Origin of the sequence: Thalassospira lucentensis (assembly GCF_011806425.1) — a bacterium.
In the GTDB taxonomy this organism is placed as follows: Bacteria; Pseudomonadota; Alphaproteobacteria; order Rhodospirillales; family Thalassospiraceae; genus Thalassospira; species Thalassospira lucentensis_B.
The window spans coordinates 683,130-703,134 of record NZ_JAATOV010000002.1; the positions used below are offsets into that span (position 1 = coordinate 683,130).

19 protein-coding genes are annotated in these 20,005 nt (G+C 53.7%); 8 read left to right on the forward strand and 11 right to left on the reverse strand.

Annotated elements, in window-relative coordinates; genetic code table 11:
* The first annotated feature begins 200 nt into the window (after window positions 1–200).
* Window positions 201–626 carry a nuclear transport factor 2 family protein gene (locus HCZ99_RS08660; protein ID WP_167446526.1) on the forward strand — a complete coding sequence of 142 codons (426 nt, stop codon included), beginning with the start codon at window positions 201–203 and terminating at the stop codon, window positions 624–626.
* A gap of 107 nt (window positions 627–733) precedes the next feature.
* Here the strand turns inward: HCZ99_RS08660 and HCZ99_RS08665 are convergent, their stop codons facing one another.
* A complete protein-coding gene (locus HCZ99_RS08665; protein ID WP_167446527.1) occupies window positions 734–1,447 on the reverse strand; it encodes a GntR family transcriptional regulator in 714 nt (237 codons plus the stop codon).
* 143 nt (window positions 1,448–1,590) lie between these two features.
* Here HCZ99_RS08665 and HCZ99_RS08670 point away from each other — a divergent pair, with 143 nt between their 5' ends.
* Entirely contained in the window at window positions 1,591–3,183 is a 1,593-nt protein-coding gene (locus HCZ99_RS08670) for a gamma-glutamyltransferase family protein (protein ID WP_217701477.1), read from the forward strand.
* Window positions 3,184–3,223: 40 nt separating this feature from the next.
* Here the strand turns inward: HCZ99_RS08670 and maiA are convergent, their stop codons facing one another.
* From maiA to hmgA, 3 genes are all read right to left on the reverse strand, one after another.
* Entirely contained in the window at window positions 3,224–3,874 is a 651-nt protein-coding gene (maiA, locus tag HCZ99_RS08675) for a maleylacetoacetate isomerase (RefSeq protein WP_167446528.1), read from the reverse strand.
* Window positions 3,875–3,885: 11 nt separating this feature from the next.
* On the reverse strand, window positions 3,886–4,905 hold the full coding sequence (locus HCZ99_RS08680; RefSeq protein ID WP_167446529.1) for a fumarylacetoacetate hydrolase family protein: 1,020 nt from the start codon (window positions 4,903–4,905) through the stop codon (window positions 3,886–3,888).
* Window positions 4,906–4,971: 66 nt separating this feature from the next.
* Entirely contained in the window at window positions 4,972–6,342 is a 1,371-nt protein-coding gene (hmgA, locus tag HCZ99_RS08685; RefSeq protein WP_167446530.1) for a homogentisate 1,2-dioxygenase, read from the reverse strand.
* A gap of 79 nt (window positions 6,343–6,421) precedes the next feature.
* On the opposite strand from hmgA, the gene HCZ99_RS08690 reads away from it, so the two are divergent.
* A complete protein-coding gene (locus HCZ99_RS08690; protein ID WP_167446531.1) occupies window positions 6,422–6,850 on the forward strand; it encodes a MarR family winged helix-turn-helix transcriptional regulator in 429 nt (142 codons plus the stop codon).
* Here HCZ99_RS08690 and HCZ99_RS08695 read toward each other — a convergent pair.
* Window positions 6,837–7,772, reverse strand: a complete 936-nt coding sequence (locus tag HCZ99_RS08695) for an IclR family transcriptional regulator (RefSeq protein ID WP_254869528.1) — start codon at window positions 7,770–7,772, stop codon at window positions 6,837–6,839. The two genes, HCZ99_RS08690 and HCZ99_RS08695, sit on opposite strands and share 14 nt — an antisense overlap.
* 285 nt (window positions 7,773–8,057) lie before the next feature.
* On the opposite strand from HCZ99_RS08695, the gene HCZ99_RS08700 reads away from it, so the two are divergent.
* The 3 genes from HCZ99_RS08700 to HCZ99_RS08710 are packed head-to-tail and all read left to right on the forward strand — an operon-like array spanning window position 8,058 to window position 10,953.
* Window positions 8,058–9,107: a TRAP transporter substrate-binding protein gene (locus HCZ99_RS08700; RefSeq protein ID WP_254869529.1), complete on the forward strand. Its 1,050-nt coding sequence runs from the start codon at window positions 8,058–8,060 to the stop codon at window positions 9,105–9,107.
* Entirely contained in the window at window positions 9,104–9,640 is a 537-nt protein-coding gene (locus tag HCZ99_RS08705) for a TRAP transporter small permease (RefSeq protein ID WP_167446533.1), read from the forward strand. Before HCZ99_RS08700 ends, HCZ99_RS08705 begins: the two co-directional genes overlap by 4 nt.
* Entirely contained in the window at window positions 9,640–10,953 is a 1,314-nt protein-coding gene (locus tag HCZ99_RS08710) for a TRAP transporter large permease (RefSeq protein ID WP_167446534.1), read from the forward strand. Before HCZ99_RS08705 ends, HCZ99_RS08710 begins: the two co-directional genes overlap by 1 nt.
* A gap of 110 nt (window positions 10,954–11,063) precedes the next feature.
* Here the strand turns inward: HCZ99_RS08710 and hppD are convergent, their stop codons facing one another.
* Window positions 11,064–12,176 carry a 4-hydroxyphenylpyruvate dioxygenase gene (hppD, locus tag HCZ99_RS08715; RefSeq protein ID WP_167446535.1) on the reverse strand — a complete coding sequence of 371 codons (1,113 nt, stop codon included), beginning with the start codon at window positions 12,174–12,176 and terminating at the stop codon, window positions 11,064–11,066.
* A gap of 145 nt (window positions 12,177–12,321) precedes the next feature.
* Here hppD and HCZ99_RS08720 point away from each other — a divergent pair, with 145 nt between their 5' ends.
* Window positions 12,322–12,792, forward strand: a complete 471-nt coding sequence (locus HCZ99_RS08720) for an Lrp/AsnC family transcriptional regulator (protein WP_175581441.1) — start codon at window positions 12,322–12,324, stop codon at window positions 12,790–12,792.
* 134 nt (window positions 12,793–12,926) lie between these two features.
* Here the strand turns inward: HCZ99_RS08720 and HCZ99_RS08725 are convergent, their stop codons facing one another.
* The 5 genes from HCZ99_RS08725 to HCZ99_RS08745 form a co-directional block, all read right to left on the reverse strand.
* Window positions 12,927–13,679 (reverse strand): ABC transporter ATP-binding protein, encoded by a 753-nt coding sequence (locus tag HCZ99_RS08725; protein ID WP_167446537.1) that lies wholly within the window; start codon window positions 13,677–13,679, stop codon window positions 12,927–12,929.
* Window positions 13,676–14,437 (reverse strand): ABC transporter ATP-binding protein, encoded by a 762-nt coding sequence (locus tag HCZ99_RS08730; RefSeq protein WP_167446538.1) that lies wholly within the window; start codon window positions 14,435–14,437, stop codon window positions 13,676–13,678. The genes HCZ99_RS08725 and HCZ99_RS08730 overlap by 4 nt, the downstream gene beginning before the upstream one ends.
* A gap of 3 nt (window positions 14,438–14,440) precedes the next feature.
* On the reverse strand, window positions 14,441–15,601 hold the full coding sequence (locus HCZ99_RS08735) for a branched-chain amino acid ABC transporter permease (protein ID WP_167446539.1): 1,161 nt from the start codon (window positions 15,599–15,601) through the stop codon (window positions 14,441–14,443).
* 1 nt (window position 15,602) lies between these two features.
* Complete coding sequence (locus tag HCZ99_RS08740) at window positions 15,603–16,619, reverse strand: branched-chain amino acid ABC transporter permease (protein WP_167446540.1); 1,017 nt, start codon at window positions 16,617–16,619, stop codon at window positions 15,603–15,605.
* Window positions 16,620–16,759: 140 nt separating this feature from the next.
* Entirely contained in the window at window positions 16,760–18,121 is a 1,362-nt protein-coding gene (locus HCZ99_RS08745) for an ABC transporter substrate-binding protein (RefSeq protein ID WP_167446541.1), read from the reverse strand.
* Window positions 18,122–18,322: 201 nt separating this feature from the next.
* Between HCZ99_RS08745 and HCZ99_RS08750 the strand changes: the two genes are divergently transcribed.
* Window positions 18,323–19,888, forward strand: coding sequence for a helix-turn-helix domain-containing protein (locus tag HCZ99_RS08750; protein ID WP_167446542.1), 1,566 nt, complete (start codon window positions 18,323–18,325; stop codon window positions 19,886–19,888).
* Window positions 19,889–20,005 lie beyond the last annotated feature (117 nt).

The window sequence follows — 20,005 nt, forward strand, 5'->3', positions numbered from 1 at the left end:
CGCACCGCAGCAAGGGACGTGCCAAAAATAACAATGCAATAAAATCAGTTTGTTAGGAGATTTTTAGCTGCGTGAAATCTGTGCATTGCCTTATGCATACGCAGATTGCATGCAATTATTGCATAAAATTAGTGCATGCAAATTTTCTGCCTACGTATTATGCTCATCGCAGATCAAATGCCGTGAATGAGGATTTCGAAATGAACGAGACATCAGCGCAAACCGTGCTTGATAGCCTGCCGCCAGAAGCACAAACCGTGCGTGATTTTCTGGATGCGTCGATGAAACCCGATCCGGATCTGGCCGCGACATTCATGTCCGATGATGTTGTCATCACCTTTACCGATGGTCAGAAATACGATCATCCGTCGGGCACCACCGCATTTAATGCGGCGCGCTATAAATGGGTGAAAAAGAAGTTCGGTCAGTTTGACGTTGTTAAATATGACGGCGAGACCGTGGTTTACAGCATCGGCTGGCTGTACGGCGAATGGCCCGATGGCACCGCGTTTGACGGCAACCGTTACGTTGATCGGTTCGTGATCAAAGACGGCAAGATCGTCAAAATGGATGTCTGGAATGAAAGTGCCGAACGCATTTTGGTGCGCAAAGGCATTCAGGCGTAAGTCCCTGCGATATGCGCCGATCGATGCAAATCGCCCCCAAACCATTCCGCTATGCGTCTCTGGCGTCAAGTTTCGCTGATGATGATGGGCAGGACAGCGCAGATACCTTACGCGCCGCCGTCGCGGACCTTTTTGGCGTAGGGCTCAAGCGCATCAAGATACAAAAGCGGGCCACCTTCATCGGATGTGAAAAGCGCGCGATCGGCCACCGCATTCAAGTGATGGCGCATCAGGTCACGTGCGGTGTCGGCATCGCCTTTTGCCAAGGCCTCGATAATCTGGCGGTGTTCGGCAATGCCGCAATCGGTGGAATGGGGCCTAGCATACAGCGACAGCGTCAAGCCACAGCGATAGCCGATTTCTTCGACGTAGCGCAGCAAAACCGGGCTTCCAGCCAGTTTTGCCAGCAGGATATGGAACTCGGTCGCCAGCCGGATCGATTTTGGCTCGGCCGCATGTTCGGCCTCGACTTCCTTGGCAAGGTGGGCTTCAAGTTCGGTGATGATGTCGGGCGTCATGTTTTTGATCACCCGGCTGATCACAAGGTCTTCGATCTGGGTACGCAATTCAAACAAATCGCGGGCTTCTTCAAGGCTGGGCTTGGCAACCATCGCGCCCTTGTTGCGGCGAAGTTCAATCAGGCCTTCGGCGGCGAGGCGTTCAAGCGATTGGCGGATAAGCGTGCGGCTGACGCCAAAACGCTCACCAAGCGAATCTTCGGGCAGTTTCATACCCGGCATCAAAACCCGTTCCAGAATGGCCGATCGCAGGGCCGCACTGATCATGTCCGTCCGGTGTTTTGCCTTATTAGATGCCTTCATGCCGATCCGTTATGTTAATGCCGATTTTGCGTGGCTGGATGCGTGGTCCATAGACCCTTAGCCTAATACCTTTTGTATAATTGATTGCATACAATTTCGCCACCAAAGATACCCGTTCTGGATTGATCGAAAGAAACCGCACCATGACACATCCCACCGACACAACGCCTTTTCGTGCCATGGTGACAAGCCCCAGCACAGCCGCCAGCGAAGCCGGGGCACAGGTCCTGCGTGAGGGCGGCACCGCGATTGAGGCCGTTGTCGCCACCGCCGCAATGTTAGCGGTCACATACCCGCATTTCTGCGGCATTGGCGGGGATGCGGTTTGGATGGTGTCGGACAAAACTGGCACGGTGAAATCGTTTTTGGGCATCGGTCAGGCTGGCGAAAATGCCTGTGACACCATCACACCGGGTACACCGATTGCGTTGCGCGGGCCGGGATCGACATTAACCACCGCCTGCACGATTGATTCGTGGCAACACGCACTTGATCATTCGGCCCGTCATTGGGGTGGCACCCGAACATTGTCGTCGCTGATGACCCCATCGATTGATCTTGCCGAAAACGGCTTTGCGATGAGTGGTTCACAATGCTTCTGGCTTGATTTCCGTAAAGACGAATTTGAAAAATGGCCGGGCTTTGCCGCTATTTTCGCGCCCAATGGCCGGATGCCAAAACCGGGGGAGCTGTTTAAACAGCCCGATCTTGCCAGAAGCCTAAAAAGGATCGCCGCCAACGGGGCGCGTGAATTTTACGAAGGCGAATTGGCACAACGCATTGTCGATGGTTTGACCCAAACCGGATCGCCGATCACGTTAAACGACCTTGCCAAAACCCGCACCCGCACGGTTAAGGCCCCGTCACTCCAATATGGCGATGTCACCCTTTATGCCCCACCCGCCCCGACCCAAGGATTTGCGACCTTGATGACCATGGGGATTTTGCGCGAACTGGGGGCAAAGCAATGGGCCGAAGGCGATGCGGGCCATTACCATTTGGTGGTTGAGGCAATTAAACGCGCGTTTCTGGCCCGCGATCGGATTGCCGATCCGGATTTCAATCTGGATGATATCGATGAAATGCTGGGCCCCGAAACGTTAAAAGCAGCAGCGGCCGATATTTCAACCACCAGCGCCCTTGATTGGCCCCATCCATTTCGCCACGGCGATACGGTATTTTTGGCTGCAACCGATGCCCAAGGCAATTGTGCCAGTGTGCTGCAAAGTACTTACTTTGATTGGGGAAGCGGTGTTGTCGCCGGCGATACGGGCATTATCTGGCAAAACCGTGGTGCCGCCTTTAGCACCGAACCCGGCCACCCCAATGAACTGAAACCCGGCAAGCGACCTTTTTACACCCTGAACCCCGGCTTGGCGCTTAAGAACGGCAGGCCGCATTTGCTGTACGGGACGCAGGGGGCCGATGGACAGCCGCAAACCTTGGCGATGTTGCTAAGCCGTGTGTTTGATTTTGGCTTATCCCCCGCCGAAGCGCTGGCAAAGCCGCGCTTTTTATTGGGCAAGACGTTTTCAGATGCCAATGACAGTCTGAAACTGGAAGCCGACGCCGGGGCGGATGTGTTTGATGCGCTGGCCCAACGCGGCCATATCCTGCGCGAAATCGAAGCCCAAAGTGCGCTGGCCGGGCAAGCAGGGATCATCCGCATCGACGATGACGGCTTTGTCGATGGCGCGCATGATCCGCGTAGCGACGGCAGGGCCATTGGGGTTTAGCCCCACCGCGCGTAAATGATGAGACGTTACCGTTTCCCGGTTATTGCGGGCACTTATCGGGATGGGCGTTTTCAAATGCCGCGAGCGCAGAGCAGCGCTCGGCAATGACGTTGATCTTGTGAAAACCACTGGTATCCACCCCCCAACGATCCGCGTTATAGAGCTGCGGGATCAGGCAAATATCGGCCATGCCGGGCCGATCCCCATGGCAAAAATCGCCGGTGGGTGTCTGGGCAAGCATGGCTTCGAAACCGGCCAAGCCCGACCCGATATATTTTGCCATCCATTCGGACCGCGCCACATTGGCGTCTTCGCCGTGGGTGGTGGCGATATCCATGATATTGCGCACCACGCCAAGGTTACAGATGGGGTGAATATCCATCGCAATAACATGCGACAGAGCCCGCACCCGATGCCGGCCGATGCTGTCAGACGGCAACAGGCCATATCCCGGACGGGTTTCATCAAGATATTCCAAAATCGCCACCGACTGAGTTAGTATCAGCCCGTCGATTTCAAGCGCAGGCACCAATCCTTGCGGATTGTATTTCAGGAATTCCGGGTTTTTATGGCCCTGTGTCAGCAAATCCACCGGCACCGTGCGATATTCAATCCCCAAAAGTCGCAAGGCAATCCGCAGCCGATAACTGGCTGAGGATCGCCAATAGTCATGTAAAACGACCTCAGCCATGATCGGTTGCCTTAACCTTTATATTCCGCGACGGTCTGATCAATTGCGCCAAAGATCGATTTGCCGTCTTTGCCCAGCATTTCGATTTTAACGTTATCGCCAAACTGCAAGAACGGGGTTTTGGCCTCGCCGTTATTGATGGTTTCAATCATGCGGATTTCAGCAATGCAGGAATAACCTGCCCCGCCTTCTGCGACCGGTTTGCCCGGTTCACCATCCAGTTTGTTTGAAACCGTGCCCGATCCGATGATGCTGCCCGCAACAAGGGGGCGTGTGCGTGCGGCATGGGCGATTAGTTGGGCAAAATCAAAGGTCATATCGACCCCGGCATTAGCCCGGCCAAACGGCGCACCATTTAGGTCAACATTCAGCGGCAAATGCACCTTGCCGCCATCCCATGCATCGCCCAATTCGTCTGGCGTCACGGCAACGGGTGAAAAGGCCGACGATGGTTTGGACTGGAAAAAGCCAAATCCCTTGGCCAGTTCGCCCGGGATCAAGCCGCGCAGCGACACATCATTGACCAGCATGATCAACCGAATGGCATCGCGTGCCTGATCAAGGCTGGCCCCCATCGGCACATCATCGGTGATGACGGCAATTTCGCCCTCCAGATCAATGCCCCAGGCCGTATCGGCCATTTTGATGTCATCACGTGGGCCCAGGAAATTGTCCGAACCGCCCTGATACATCAGCGGATTGGTCCAGAATGAGTCGGGCATTTCCGCCCCACGCGCCTTTCGGACCAATTCGACATGATTGACATAGGCAGAGCCATCTGCCCATTGAAACGCACGCGGCAAAGGCGAATGCAACTGGGTGGGATCAAGGGCTTCGCGTTTGGCAATCGATGATCCGGCTTCGATTTCATCAGCCAGTTCTGTCAGGCGCGGGGCGACAATCGCCCAATCATCAAGGGCCGCCTGCAGGGTCGGTGCAATCGCGCTGGCATCAACATAATGCGAAAGATCACGGGTCACCAAAATAAGCTGGCCGTCACGCGTCCCGTTTTTAAGAGTTGCAAGTTTCATTGGTTTTATGCCTCCGGCATTTTCTTGTCGTTAAGTCCAGAAAGTCGTCTTTTTATCGGCTGCCCTTTAAGGGCGACCTTGCGGGGTGCCGTCAAATTTGCGTTCCAGCCCTTCCCAACACTCAAGATAATCGTCCTGGAGGGTTTCAAGTTCGGCGGCAAATTTGGTCAGTTGCTGGGGGAATTGCGTTTCGAACATAAACGCCATGGTGCCATCGAGTTTTTCCGGGCCAAGATTGCTGTTGGATGCCTTTTCAAAGCCGAACGTATCGGGCCCATGGGCCAGCATCATGTTGTGCAAGCTCATGCCGCCGGGCACAAAGCCCTTTTCCTTGGCGTCATATTGGCCGCAAATCAGGCCCATGAATTCGGACATGATGTTGCGGTGATACCATGGCGGGCGGAAGGTATTTTCGGCCACCATCCAACGCGGCGGGAAGATGACAAAATCGATATTGGCTGTTCCGGGCTCGCCCGATGGGGCGGTCAGAACGGTAAAGATCGACGGATCAGGATGGTCAAACAAAATGGCCCCGACCGGCGAAAAGGTCCGAAGGTCATATTTAAACGGCGTGTAGTTGCCATGCCATGCCACGACATCAAGTGGCGAATGGCCAATGTCAGTTTGGTGGAACTGGCCGCACCATTTGATCATGATCCGGCACGGGGTTTCTTTATCTTCATACGCGGCAACGGGTGTTTTGAAATCACGCGGATTGGCAAGGCAGTTGGCACCAATCGGCCCGCGTTCGGGCAGGGTGAATTTCGCACCATAGTTTTCACAGACATACCCACGTGCACCGCCATCAATCCCGGCCTTAATGATGGACACCTTAAACAGCATGCCGCGCGGGATCAGGGCGATTTCAAGCGGCTCAACATCCATGATGCCAAGTTCGGTAAAAATGCGCAGTGTGCCACTTTCGGGCACGATCAACATTTCACCGTCGGCATTGAAAAAATAGTCATCCACCATATCGGTGTTACAGGCATAAACGTGGCTTGCCATGCCGCTTAACGTCATCGCATCGCCGGCGGTTGTCACCGTGTGCATGCCGGTCATGAAATCGGTTGGTTCGGACGGCATCGGGACCGGGTCCCAACGCAACTGCCCAAGGGCCAAGCTATGATCACTTACGCAAGGTGCGGTTTTCCAATCTGGCAGGGACAGGGATTTAAACCGGCCATTATGGCGCACACTGGGGCGCATCCGATAAAGCCATGACCGTTCATTGGTGCCGCGCGGTGCGGTAAAGGGCGACCCGGAAAGTTGTTCGGCATACAGGCCATAGGGGCATTTTTGCGGGCTGTTTTGCCCCTGCGGCAAGGCGCCGGGCAGACATTCCGTTTCAAAGTCATTGCCAAAACCGGGCATGTAGGACAAATCGCCATTTGCACCGGTTTTAGCGGTTTTTATCGTCGCGATATGATCGGTCATTGCCTTTTCCCTAACAGTATTTCATATAGTTACATTCGTAACTGTTGTTTTTGTAACTATCAAACGGCCTTTTTATGCCATGAAATCCCAGTTCGATTTGCAAAGCTTTCTGCCGTTTTTAATGCATCACGCCAGCGAGAAGGTCAGTTTGGGATTTCGCGATATTTATCGCGACCGTTACCGCATGACCCGATCCGAATGGCGCGTTTTGGCCACGTTGGGCCAATATGGCGCGTTGACCGCGACTGAAATCGTTACCCATACAGGGCTTCATAAAACCAAGGTGTCGCGCGCTGTGTTTTCCATCGAAAAGCGCCGCTGGTTAAAACGTCGCCAGGATGAAAAGGACCGTCGCGTTCAGCGCCTTGAATTAACCGCCCAGGGTATTTCGGCCTTTACGTCTTTGTGCGAGGCGGGTGTTGCCTATAACCGCAAAGTCCGTGAATTTCTGGGCGATGATGATTTTGCCCGGTTGTCCGACCTCCTGATAAAACTTAACGATCTTTGACTGTAGTGGCTTTGACGGAGCTGGCTTTGATTGCGCTGTCCTGACTGACCTCGGCAGCATCCAATGCCCGGTCTTCGGCACGCGGTGCACCGCCCCAGCTTTGGGTGAAGTACGAAATTTCGCGTAAAAAGACATCAAAGGCCGGATGGCCCGGTTGGAAATAATCGACCTTGGGATTCATCAACGTCACGCAGCATGCAACCGCCCCATCAAGGTTATAAACCGGCGCACTGATTGCCGATAACCCCGGGACGATGTCACCTTCGATCACGGCGGCACCGCGCGCACGGGTATTGGCGATCAATTGATCCACCGTCGCATCATCCCAATGCAGGATATCCTGTTCGGCGTGAATAACGTGTTCGATGGCACTGCGCGGCATGCTGGCCAAAAAGGCCTGGCCGGTGGCCGACCGCAACAGCGGCATCACCGTGCCCAGCCCCATGGTCGATATGATCGGCGGGCCGCCATGTTCGGTGCGGATCAAGACCGGACCGCGTTCACCCCAAATTGCCAAATGCCCGGATGATCGAAGTTCAATCGCAAGTTTGCGCAGCAACCGCCCGGCACGCATGACAACGTCATTACGTTCAATGGCCGAAACCCCCATGCGAAGCGCCATAGGGCCAAGGCCATAAAGGCCGGTTTGGTCATCCTGCCACGCCAAACCGATGCGTACCAAACTTGCCAGATACCGATGCACCTTGGCCGGTGACATATCCACCGCGGCTGCCAGATCCTTTAACGCGACCGGGAATTTGAAATCACACAATGCGGAAATGATCACACCGCTGACTTCGACCGATTGGATCCCCTTACGGGTATCGGCGGCGTCAGATGAAGCAGACTCATTTGATGCATCTGGCAAAACGGCTTCATCCAAATCAACCGGGTCGGTCAAAAGGTCATTTGCGCGGGGCATGGACAAAAAAATACCTTTGAAAATTTCATATTGCGTAATTCATTATATATATCATAATTCCAATGCAAAGCGGAAATCGCATTCGGCGCTGGATCAAATTTGATGGATGGGATGGGCAAGCCCAAACCGGCAAGACGCCATAAGACCGGAAATGCCAACGCCAACGGAATGCTGACGCCACGCCCAAGCCGATGACCAAGACCACGCCCATGTGACTGCCAACCAAAAAACAAAACCAACAACAAATTCAAAACGACCCAAAACAGGGAGAGGAAATTGAAAGCGATGAATGTACGCAAAACGCTGATGAGCCTTTTGACCGGCGCAAGCATGCTTGCCGGGGCTGGAATGGCGCAGGCTGCTGATATCACCTTAAAAGTCAGCCACTATCTGCCGCCAAGTCACGGCTTCCAGGTTGATTTTCTTGAAAGCTGGGCCACGCAGCTTTCGGAAAAAACCAACGGCAAAGTCGACGTCAAAATTTATGACGCCACATCCGCCTTTGGCAAAATCGACCGTCAGGCCGATCAGGTCCGTGCCGGTGTGATGGATATGGCTGTTGGCCTGAATGGTATTCCGCGCGATCGTTATCCGTCCGCATCGATCATCGAAATGCCGTTTCTGGTGAAATATGCCGATTCCGGTTCGGAAACGCTTTGGAATCTGTATAAAGAAGGCCTTCTTGGCAGCGACTATGAGAACTTTAAGGTTCTTGCCCTTTTCACCCACGAAGGCGGCTTGATCCACACCCTTGATACGCCGGTGCGGTCGCTTGACGACCTGAAAGGTTTGCGTCTTCGCACGCCAAGCCCGGCGGTTTCGGCAATGCTAGAAGCATTTGGCGCATCCCCGGTTGGCCTGCCGCCTTCGGCAATTTACGAAAACCTGCAAAAGGGCAATATCGAAGGTTTGGTAACGACGTGGGATTTGGTCAACGCCGTTAAGGCCAATGAACTTTTGAAATATCATACCGATGCGGCGGCCTATACCGCCGGGTTCTATTTCGTCATGAACAAGAAAAAATACGACAGCCTGCCCAAAGACGTTCAGGCCGCGATTGACGAAATTTCCGGCGATGCACTGGTCGGCAAGTTTGGCGGCTGGTGGGATAAATGGGAAGCCGCGGGCAAAGCCGACGCCGAAAAACGCGGTGATGAAATCATCACAATCGATGATGCCACCCGTGCCGAGTGGCAGGAATCGGTGCAGCCGATGATCAAGGATTACCTTGAAGGTCTGAAAGAAAAAGGCGTTGCCGATCCCCAAGCCGTTTACAAACGCGCACAGGAATTGGTCGCGGAATTTGACGCCAAATATCACGCGGACGACAAATGACGCAACGCGCTGACAAATCGGGTGGATCGCGGCTTTATGCCGCGATCCACCAGCTTGATCGCTTTATGAACCGCCTGACCGATATTCTGGCCTTTGTCGGCATGTCCGCCCTGATCGGGGCAATTGGCATTGTGATTGTTGATATTGTCTGGCGGCGCATCGGCGGGCAATCAATGGTTGGCGCGGTTGATTTGACTCAGTTTTGCGTCATGGCGGCGGCATCCTGGGCCATCCCCTATGCGTTTAGTGCGCGCGCCCATGTCACGGTTGATCTGATTGGGCCCAACCAACTTCGGTTTATTTTCAACACCATCGACACCTTGATCCCGCTTTTATGCGCCGGATTGATGGCCTTTTTGCTGTACCTGTCCTGGGGACGGGCGATGGAACAATGGGATTACGGCGATGTATCGCAAAACCTTGCGATCCCGATGATCCTGTTTTGGTTCTTTTTGCTCAGCGGCATCGCCATATCGACACTGGTGTGTCTGGTGCATTTTCTAAAAACGCTTTTAACCAACGAGAATATCTGATGGCCACCGAATGGGCAGGACTAATCGGCTTTGTTGTTGCCTTGGTACTGGCACTGTTGCGCGTTCCGGTCGCGATTGCGATGGCGGTTGTTGGTATTGGCGGCACACTGATTTTGACCGACTGGATGTCGGCAAGCTATGTGATGGCAAGTTTACCGTTTGAAGCCATTTTCCCTTATGGGCTGTCGGTTGTGCCGTTGTTTATTTTCATGGGGGTGTTTGCATCCCATTCGGGATTATCGGGCAATCTGTTTCGCGGCATCACGGCCTTTTCCGGGCATCGCCCCGGCGGGTTGGCGGCATCGAGTGTTGGCGCCAGTGCGGTTTTTGGCGCGATTTGCGGATCCTCGCTTGCGACCTGTGCGACCATGGGCCGGGTGGCATTACCCGAAATGCAAAAACGCGGATACGCCAAAAGCCTTGCCGGGGCATCAATCGCCGCCGGCGGGACGCTGGGCGTTTTGATCCCGCCATCGATCCTGTTGGTGATTTATGCGCTGATGACCGAACAATCGATTGGCGCGCTGTTTGCGGGCGCCATGATCCCCGGTCTTTTGGCGACGGTTCTTTATATTGCGTCGATCCGCCTCCAAGTAATGCGCAACCCGTCCTTGGCCCCGGTCAGTGATTATGTGCCGTGGTCGAAACGCTGGGGGGCGTTGCTTCAGATGTGGGATGCGATTTTACTGATCGTTTTGGTGATTGGCGGGATTTACGCCGGGCTATTTTCCCCAACCGAGGCCGCCGCGGTTGGCGCGGGCGGGGCACTTTTATTTGCCGCCATTCGTAAAAAGCTGAACTGGACCACCTTGCGGTCGGGCATTCGCGAAACGGCGGGCATGACCGGCATGATCTTTATGATCCTGATCGGTGCCGCACTTTTTAATTTCTTTATTGAAACAAGCGGCCTGACCCAAACATTGGTCGATTGGATCACGACACAGGGCTATTCACCGCTGGCGGTTTTGATCTGTTTGTTGGTGTTTTATGTGGTTCTGGGGTGTTTCATGGACAGCCTGTCGATGATCCTTTTGACCGTGGTCCCGGCCTTTAACGTGATTAGCGGGGTTGGCTATGACCCGGTGTGGTTTGGGGTTTTGTTGGTTTCGGTTGTTGAAATCGGCCTAATCACCCCGCCGATTGGCATGAACCTGTTTATCATTCAGGGCGTATCATCGGACATGACCATCACCACGTTATCACGCGGTATCCTGCCATTTTTGGCCGCCGACGTTATTCGCGTGATCCTGATGGTTGCTGTGCCTGGGCTTATTCTTTGGCTGCCGCATCTTTTGGGGTTTGGCGCCTACTGATAAAACAGCCAGAGCCAGAGCCAGAGCCACATCAAACCGAATAAGAAAACGGCCCGAAACAGCATACCTTGTTTCGGGCCGTTTTTTTATGTCTTCTCCCCCATCGCCGATTATTCGGCGGCGTCGACTTTCAGGACACCACGGCGAATTTGATCTTCTTCGATGCTTTCAAACAGGGCGCGGAAGTTGCCCTCGCCAAAGCCTTCGTCGCCTTTGCGCTGAATGAATTCAAAGAAGATCGGGCCGATCACGGTTTTGGAGAAAATCTGAAGCAGGATTTTGGTCATCCCGCCATCAATCACGCCTTCGCCGTCAATCAGGATGCCGTGCTGTTTCATGCGGTCAATCGGCTCGTCATGGCCGTGCACACGTTCGTGGGACTTTTCGTAATAGGTTTCCGGCGGGCCGGGCATGAATTTAAGGTCATTGGCGGCAAGTTTGTCCGTGGCATCGTAAATACCATCAGTACCCACCGCGATATGCTGGATGCCTTCGCCTTTGTATTTTTTCAGATATTCTTCGATCTGGCTTTTATCATCGGTCGATTCATTCAGCGGAATGCGGATTTTCCCACAGGGCGACGTGATCGCCCGGCTGACCAGCCCGGTGATTTTACCGGCAATGTCAAAGAAGTGGATTTGGCTAAACCCAAACAGATCGCGATAGAAATCCCACCATTTGTCCATATTGCCGCGATAAACGTTATGGGTCAGATGGTCGAGATAGTAGAACCCGACACCTTCTGGTTTTGGATCGCGTTCGCCAAGCCAGTCAAATTCCGCGTCATAGGCCGATCCGGTTTCACCATATGCATCGATGAAATAAATGATAGATCCACCGATCCCGTTGATCGCAGGCACATCAAGGGTTTTGTCATCACCAAGATAAGGTTCGGCCCCCTTGGACACCGCATGATCAAAGGCATGTTTGGCATCAACCACACGCCATGCCATCGACGGTGCACACGGACCATGTTTTTCAACGAACTTCATCGCGTGCGAGCCGGGCTCGGCATTCAGGATGTAATTGATGTCGCCTTGGCGCCAGACCGTGATGTTTTTGGTTTTGTGCTTGGCAACCGGGCAATAGCCCATGCGATCAAACAAAGCTTCCAGCGTTGTCGCATCTTCGTGGGCGAATTCGACAAATTCAAATCCGTCGGTCCCGGCGGGGTTTTGGTCCGAAATCGTGGCGCGCGGTGCGTCATGTGGGAACGGGCCCATATGAAGTCTCCTCTGACTGGAATTATTTAATTTCTTATTAGGTCCAATCGTGCGCCAAATTGCGCGCAAAGTGCATGCATTTATGGTTGATTTCGGGCACGCAATGCACACATCATGCATCATCAGTCAAAATGGTGCGGTTGTCATGCAACTTGATAAACTTGATCTGAAATTGCTGGCCGAACTGCAAAAGGACGGCCGCCTGACCAACAATGATCTGTCCGAACGTATTGGCCTGTCGGCATCGCAATGTTCGCGCCGACGTGCACGGCTGGAAGAAGACAAAGTCATTCGTGGTTACCGGGCCGATATCGACCGACAGAAAATGGGATTGGGATTGCTGGTGGTGATTTCGGTGACCCTTGCCACCCATAACCGCGACAACGCCAAACGGTTCGCCAGCCTTTTGGCCGATTTGCCCGAAGTGCTTGAAGCATTCTCGCTAACGGGGGAGATGGATTACCACCTTAAGGTCGCGACCCGCGATCTTGCCGCACTTTCGCATTTCGTCAATGAGGTGCTGCTGCCCCATGATTCCGTGCAGCATGTCAAAACATCGATTGTGTTAAATGTGCTGAAGGATTTCGAAGGGGTGGCAATCGGGCCGCAAGGCTAAGCTACCACCCCTTTCTCAAGTCCCAAAAACAGCCAAAAACCGCAGGCCAAACGCAAAAAGACCGCACCCAAAGGCACGGCCTTTCCGCATCGAAACACCGCGCATGGCGGTATTTCGCCCTCCCCTAACTGATGTCAGATCGCAAGATACTGGTCACGCAGTTCATCATCATCAAGAACCGCCTGCGCGGTGCCATCAAAGACGATTTCGCCGCTATCCATAATGATCGCACGATCCGCAAGCTTAAGTGCGGCAATGGCATTTTGTTCGACAATGATCGTGGTGATGCCCAGTTTTTTGACGTTTTGCAGCGTCTTTTCAATTTCCTGGACAATCACCGGTGCCAAACCTTCGTATGGTTCATCAAGCAACAAAATCTTGATATCGCGGGCCAACGCACGGCCAATCGCCAGCATTTGTTGCTCGCCCCCGGAAAGGGTGATGGCTTCTTGTTCGGCACGTTCGCCAAGACGTGGGAACAGCTCATAGATGCGTTCAATCGACCAACCAATTGGCTCGGCAATTTGGGCCAGTTCAAGGTTCTGATGCACCGTCATGCCCGGAATGATCCGGCGATCTTCAGGCACGAGCTGCAAGCCAAGCTGGGCGGCCTGCCAGGCTTTCATGGTGTGCAGTGGCTTATGATCAAGCCAGATTTCACCATGTTTAAGTTCCGGGTCTGCCATCCGCGCCAACGCGCGCAAGGTCGATGTTTTCCCGGCCCCATTACGGCCCAAAAGGGCCAAGATTTCACCTTCGCGAATGTCAAAGGAAACGCCTTGCACGATATAGCTTTCGCCGTAATAAGCATGCAGGTCATAGACCGAGAAAAACGCAGGATCACCGCCTTTTTTACGTACCGGTTCCTGTCTTTGCACTGCGTTCATACCGCTTCCCCTCCGAGATAGGCCTCTTTGACCCGTGGGTCATTGCGCACTTCTTCTGGCGTACCCTCACAAATGATCGCCCCTTGCGCCAGAACGCTAATGCGGTCGGCTAGGCTGAACACCACATGCATGTCATGTTCAATGATCACCTTGGTCATGCCGCGTTCCTTGATCCGTTGCAGCAATTCAATGGTGCGGTTGGTGTCATGGCGTGACATGCCTGCTGTTGGCTCATCAAGCAGGAACAGTTTGGGATGTTGACCCAAACACATCGCCAATTCCAAACGACGTTTATCCCCACGCGACATCGAACTTGCGATTTGATCCTGATGTTCGATCAAACCGACATCTTCCAAAAGGTGCTCGGCCTGTTCGCGGATTTCCTTTTCCGCAAACAAACTTTTCAAAAAGCCCATTTTGAATTCGCCGTCCCGCTTGGCAAAGGCCGGGACCATCACATTTTGCAAAAGCGACAATTCCGGAAAGATTTCCGGTGTCTGGAAAACACGCGCCACCCCAAGCTGGTTAATCTCGTAGGGGTGCTTGCCGGTCAGAACCTGATCGCCCAGCAAAACCCGCCCGCGGTTTGGGGTAAGACGCCCGACAATCACGTTCAGCAATGTCGATTTACCCGCCCCGTTCGGGCCGATAATGGCGTGAACTGTGCCTTCCTTAACCCGAAGGTTGATGTCAGACAGGGCGCGCAAACCGCCAAAATTCTTGTCCACATCGGTTACATCAAGAATGTACTCAGACATCAATCAGGCCTCCTTCGTCGAAGGTTGTTCTTTTTCTTTGTCATCGGTCGATGATGCGCTGCTACTGACCAGACGCCACAGGCGACTGATACCTTCCATGATGCCACCGGGCAGGAAGATCACGATCAGCATAAACACAAGACCAAGTGTCAGATGCCAACCATCGCCCACAAACAGCCCCAGAACCGATGCGAGCCCGTGCGCCAACCAATCGGGCAGGAACGAGAATGCATTTTGAAGAACTGAATCGTTAAACGCCGACAGGATGTTTTCGAAATACTTGATAATCCCAGCGCCCAAAAGCGGACCAATCAAGGTACCAACACCGCCAAGGATGGTGATCAAAACCACCTCGCCCGATGCGGTCCATTGCATGCGTTCCGCCCCGGCCAGCGGATCGGTCACCGCCAAAAGGGACCCTGCCAAACCGGCATACATGCCCGAAATGACAAACGCGGTCATCAAGTACGGGCGCGTATTGTACCCGGTATAGCCCATACGGTTTTGGTTCGATTTGATTGCACGTAACTTCAAGCCAAATGGGGACCGGAAGATGCGCAAGTAGATGAAGAACGAAATCAACATCAAGGCCGCACAGATATAGAACCCGGAATAACCGATGCCTTCGATTCCAAACAGATTCGGGGTCGGAAGCGATGCATCGGCCTGAATACCGGCCATCCGATCAAGAACACGTGCATCGCCCTGGGTTAACTGCAACCCGGTTTCACCATTGGTGATCGGGGTCAACACCGAATAGGCCAGGTTATAAGACATCTGCGCAAAGGCCAGTGTCAGGATCGAGAAATAAATCCCCGACCGGCGCAATGAGACAAACCCGATGGCCAGCGCGAACAGGCCCGACAAAACGGTTCCGAAAATCAATGCCGGAATGACGTTCATCGACAGAAGTTTGAACGACCAGACCGCGGTATAGGACCCCACCCCCAAAAAGGCGGCATGGCCAAAGGAAAGATACCCGGTCAAGCCAAACAGAATGTTGTAGCCAATGGCAAAGATGCCAAAGATCATGAATTTTTGCATCAAGTCAGGATAGGCCGCCCCGAAAGGCTGCAACCAGATCGGCATGGTCAGCACCACAGCCGACAAGATGGCCATGTAAAGGATATCCTGCTTGGGGGAGGCGATTTTTGTATGTGTCATTTTAGCTCTCCATCACACCGCGACGACCCATCAGACCGCGCGGGCGGGTCAGCAGAATAACGACGGCAACAAGGTAAATGATGACTTGGTCAATGCCCGGGAAGATATCTTTTACCTCGGTCATGGACGAGAAGGACTGCAAGATACCCAGCAGGAACCCTGCGAGTACGGCACCGGGCAAAGAGCCCATCCCCCCGACAACCACCACGACAAATGACAGCACAAGGAAATCCATCCCCAAATGGTAATCCGGGGGAAGAACCGGCGTATACATCACGCCTGCAAGGCCCGCGACCACCGCGGCCATGCCAAACACAATCGTAAAGCGTCGTTCGATATTAATCCCAAGAAGCTCGACTGTTTCGCGGTCGGCCATCCCGGCACGCACAACCATCCCATAGGTGGTGAAATGCAAGAACGAGAAAACAAGCCCGATGGTCACAAGCGAGAACGCCAGATAAATCAAACGCCACCAAGGATAAACAACGGCTTCGCCCAGACCAAATACCGCCCCAATCGCCGCAGAACCGGCAACAACATCCGGCGCACCTTGCGGAATTGGATTGGCGCCAAAGAACGCCTTAACCAGTTCCTGCAACACAATCGCCAGACCAAAGGTCACAAGGATCTGATCGGCATGTGGACGTTTATAAAAATAGCGGATCAGACTGCGTTCCATGACGATGCCAATCAACAGCATCACCGGAATTGCCAAAATAATCGAAAGCGGCACGGACCAATCAATGATCGCAGCCCCGGTATCGCCAAACCAAACTTCGAGATAAGGCGTTTCCTTATAGGCATCAAAGAAGGTCACCGACTCATCTTTGACCCGCACTGACAAGGTCAGGATCTTTTCGACCGTAACCGCACAAAAGGCGCCCATCATGAAGATGGCACCGTGGGCAAAGTTCACCACGCCAAGCGTACCGAACACCAAAGTCAGGCCAAGCGCAATCAGCGCATAGGCGCCGCCCTTGTCCAACCCATTGAGAATTTGAAGGAATATAGCGTCCATGAGTTATCCGCCGCGTATTCGTAAAGGACTTAATGAAAAGACCGAAAAGATCTGCACGTGAGCAAATGGTCTGGCAAACGGGTGGGCAAATGGGCCGACCATTCGAAAATGGTCGGCCCGGTTTGCATGATGTGGACGGATCAGACCTTGTACGGTCCAAGTTCCCCGCCGAACATGTCGGCCGGATACTCAACCTGTGACCGCGGCACTTCCTTGACGACTTCAAGAAGGTCAAAGTTGGACTGCGGGTTTTGTTTACCGCGCACAACCAGAACATCTTTGAAGCACTGGTGATCGGCCGCACGGTAAAGGGTCGGACCATTGCCCGCGCCATCGAACTCGAAACCTTCAAGCTGCTTGATGACTTCCCAAGGTGCGAACGTACCGGCCATTTCGCAGGCGTTGGCATACAGCAACGTCTGGACATAGCATGTGTGCGCAGCCTGAGACGGCGGGAAGCCGTATTCCTGACCGAAGGATTTCACGAAGGCCTGTGAACCTTCGTCCTGCAGCGACCAGTGCCAGTTGGTGGTCCCCAGAATGCCTTTTGCGGCATCGCCAGCACCCTGTGCCATCAGACGTGAATAGAGCGGCACAACGATTTCGAAGTTTTTGCCGTTGACCTGCTTATCGCGCAGACCAAACTGAACGGCCTGGGTCAACGAGTTGACCATGTCCTTGCCATAGTGGTTGAGGATCAGGACATCCGCGCCAGAGTTCAGAACCGGGGTGATATATTGCGAGAAGTCACCCGCACCAACCGGGGTACGGACGGTGTTGACCGTTTCCCAACCGATGTTTTCGGTTGCGGCTTTGATCGATTCTTCCTGCGTCCAGCCCCAGGTGTAATCGGCTGTCAGGTGATAGGCACGGCGTTCTGCGCCATATTCATCAAGAAGAACCGGTGCAATCGCCTGACCAGACATGTAGGCGTTAAAGAAATGGCGGAAGCCATACCGTTTTTTGTCTTTACCCGTGGTATCGTTCGAGTGGGTCAGACCGGCCATAAAGATCACGCCCATTTCCTGGCAAAGACCCTGAACCGCGACCGCAACGCCCGATGATGAGCCACCGGTAATCATCGCGACATTGTCTTTTTCGATCATACGTTTTGCCGATGCACGTGCCGCATCGGATTTGGTCTGGGTATCACCCGTTACGAACTCGACCTTTTTGCCCAGAATGCCGTTGCCCTTAAGGTTCAGCGGCTTAATGGTATTCATCATACCACCGTCGCCCTCGCCGTTCAGATGCTTAACAGCAAGTTGATAGGCACGAAGTTCATCCGCACCTTCATCGGCATAAGGGCCCGACTGCGGAACGTTAAAGCCAAGCTTTACACTGCTGGAATTGCCCGGATCACCCCGGAACGTCTGGGCATGTGCGTCTTTGATGAAATGCATCGGGAAGGTCCCGCCAATAATGGCCGCACCCGTGGTTGCCGCAGAACCTTTAAGGACCGTACGACGCGATACATTCAGGATTTTCTTGGTATCCGACATGGTTTTCCTCCCCAATGTCTTGGGATTTGTTTCAGAAAAATCTGAGGCCTGTTTTCTGGTTGGTTTTTTTCACGACCTGACAAAACAATGGGGTCACGTTGAAAATGAATCAACACCTAGTTGATATAGAACAGTTTTTTTGTAAATATATGGATAGTCGGTGTGAAAATTTGTAAATTTTGTCAAAAATGAGACTTTAGTATGAACCGTCAGGCCCCAATCGGACATCGCATTCGCGGTCGCCGCAAAGACATCGGAATGACCCAAAATGCCTTGGCGAAAACCGCCGGGATTTCGCCGTCTTACCTGAACCTGATTGAACATAATCGGCGCTCGATCGGCGGCGGGCTTTTGATGCGCATCGCCGAAGCGCTTGATATTCAACCCCATACTTTGTCCGGGTCCGAAGAAAGCCGCCTTTTATCGGACCTGAGCGAAGCCGCATCCGACCCGGTTTTTCGAACCACACCAATTGAAAGCCGCGAGTTCGCCGCGATGATTGCCGCGGCACCGGGGATGATTTCGGCGTTTTTGTCACTGTACCGGGCCTATCGCAGCGGGCTTGATAATGTTGACGCACTGTCTGAACGGCTAAGCCACGATCCGTTTTTGACCGAAGCCAGCCATTCGATCCTGACGCGGATCACATCGATCCGAACCGTGGCCGAGATTTTCAACGATTACGACGATCTGCCCAATGAACAGCGTGCGCGATTTAATGCGACTTTGGTACGGGAATCCCAACGACTGGCAGAATCCGCGACCGAAATTTTCAGCTTCCTTGAACGCGGGGATGCCGGGCGCCCGGCCACCAGCCCGGCCGAGGAAGTTGATGATTTGCTTTATGACAATGCCAACTACTTCCCCGCACTTGAGGATCAAGCAGCCACCATGCGCCCGGCCATTGACCCGGACGGCGGATTGTTTTTGACCGATTTGATCAACTATCTTGAAAGCCGCCACGCGATCAGTGTTGAACGCCTGCCCCCCGAAGATTTCCCAACTGGCGGCTTTGCATGGGTGCCAGACACAAAAATCTTGCGGGTGTCACGTGCCCTTCCGATTACATCTGCCCGTTTTCAGGCCGCGCGCACCATTTGCCGGATAGAGGCGATGGACGCAATCAACAGCGTTTTGGACAATGCATCGATCAGCAGTGACGCCGCCCGCCTGCGCGCGACAGAGGCATTGGTATCCTACAGTGCCGCCGCCCTTTTATTCCCGTATGAACAGTTTTTGACCGATGCACGCACATTCCGCCATGATATTGAATTGCTGCAACAACGCTATGCCGCCAGTTGGGAACAGGTGTGCCACCGCCTGACAACCTTGCGCCGCACCGGTTCAGAAGGCATTCCGTTCCACCTGATCCGGACCGATATTGCTGGCAATATTTCCAAACGGTTTTCCGCATCAGGGCTTCAGCTGCCGCGTTATGGCGGGGCGTGCCCCCGTTGGGCAGTGCACGAAGCCTATCTGACGCCTGAACGGGTGATCCCGCAATATGTCCGCCTGCCCGATGCCAGCGAATATTTGTTTGTCGCGCGCGCATTGCGCACAGGTGCGGGTGGCTATGGCGTGCCGCAATCGGTGTATTCGGTGATGATCGGCTGTGATACGGCCTTTGCCAATGATGTGGTTTATGCCGATGGGTTGCCTTTGGGGCGGTCTGAGTCCGCCATTCCGGTCGGCGTATCGTGTCGGCAATGTCCACGCGACAATTGCGCCCAGCGCGCCTATGAAATGGCCGATGCGACCCTGACTTGATCGGCAACAAACCCAATTCAGCACCGCAATCTGTTGGCGCAAAGAATATTGAAATGACGGATGCAGGCTTGCTTATATGAAGGGTCGCCCATAGTATCGCGTTAAAGTAGCAGGGAA

What these genes read in the sequence shown, in the direction of transcription:
- HCZ99_RS08660 (WP_167446526.1), top strand. Translation starts at nt 201, where the DNA reads ATGAACGAGACATCAGCGCAAACCGTGCTTGATAGCCTGCCGCCAGAA.
- HCZ99_RS08665 (WP_167446527.1), bottom strand. Translation starts at nt 1,447, where the DNA reads ATGAAGGCATCTAATAAGGCAAAACACCGGACGGACATGATCAGTGCG.
- HCZ99_RS08670 (WP_217701477.1), top strand. Translation starts at nt 1,591, where the DNA reads ATGACACATCCCACCGACACAACGCCTTTTCGTGCCATGGTGACAAGC.
- maiA (WP_167446528.1), bottom strand. Translation starts at nt 3,874, where the DNA reads ATGGCTGAGGTCGTTTTACATGACTATTGGCGATCCTCAGCCAGTTAT.
- HCZ99_RS08680 (WP_167446529.1), bottom strand. Translation starts at nt 4,905, where the DNA reads ATGAAACTTGCAACTCTTAAAAACGGGACGCGTGACGGCCAGCTTATT.
- hmgA (WP_167446530.1), bottom strand. Translation starts at nt 6,342, where the DNA reads ATGACCGATCATATCGCGACGATAAAAACCGCTAAAACCGGTGCAAAT.
- HCZ99_RS08690 (WP_167446531.1), top strand. Translation starts at nt 6,422, where the DNA reads ATGAAATCCCAGTTCGATTTGCAAAGCTTTCTGCCGTTTTTAATGCAT.
- HCZ99_RS08695 (WP_254869528.1), bottom strand. Translation starts at nt 7,772, where the DNA reads ATGCCCCGCGCAAATGACCTTTTGACCGACCCGGTTGATTTGGATGAA.
- HCZ99_RS08700 (WP_254869529.1), top strand. Translation starts at nt 8,058, where the DNA reads ATGAATGTACGCAAAACGCTGATGAGCCTTTTGACCGGCGCAAGCATG.
- HCZ99_RS08705 (WP_167446533.1), top strand. Translation starts at nt 9,104, where the DNA reads ATGACGCAACGCGCTGACAAATCGGGTGGATCGCGGCTTTATGCCGCG.
- HCZ99_RS08710 (WP_167446534.1), top strand. Translation starts at nt 9,640, where the DNA reads ATGGCCACCGAATGGGCAGGACTAATCGGCTTTGTTGTTGCCTTGGTA.
- hppD (WP_167446535.1), bottom strand. Translation starts at nt 12,176, where the DNA reads ATGGGCCCGTTCCCACATGACGCACCGCGCGCCACGATTTCGGACCAA.
- HCZ99_RS08720 (WP_175581441.1), top strand. Translation starts at nt 12,322, where the DNA reads ATGCAACTTGATAAACTTGATCTGAAATTGCTGGCCGAACTGCAAAAG.
- HCZ99_RS08725 (WP_167446537.1), bottom strand. Translation starts at nt 13,679, where the DNA reads ATGAACGCAGTGCAAAGACAGGAACCGGTACGTAAAAAAGGCGGTGAT.
- HCZ99_RS08730 (WP_167446538.1), bottom strand. Translation starts at nt 14,437, where the DNA reads ATGTCTGAGTACATTCTTGATGTAACCGATGTGGACAAGAATTTTGGC.
- HCZ99_RS08735 (WP_167446539.1), bottom strand. Translation starts at nt 15,601, where the DNA reads ATGACACATACAAAAATCGCCTCCCCCAAGCAGGATATCCTTTACATG.
- HCZ99_RS08740 (WP_167446540.1), bottom strand. Translation starts at nt 16,619, where the DNA reads ATGGACGCTATATTCCTTCAAATTCTCAATGGGTTGGACAAGGGCGGC.
- HCZ99_RS08745 (WP_167446541.1), bottom strand. Translation starts at nt 18,121, where the DNA reads ATGTCGGATACCAAGAAAATCCTGAATGTATCGCGTCGTACGGTCCTT.
- HCZ99_RS08750 (WP_167446542.1), top strand. Translation starts at nt 18,323, where the DNA reads ATGAACCGTCAGGCCCCAATCGGACATCGCATTCGCGGTCGCCGCAAA.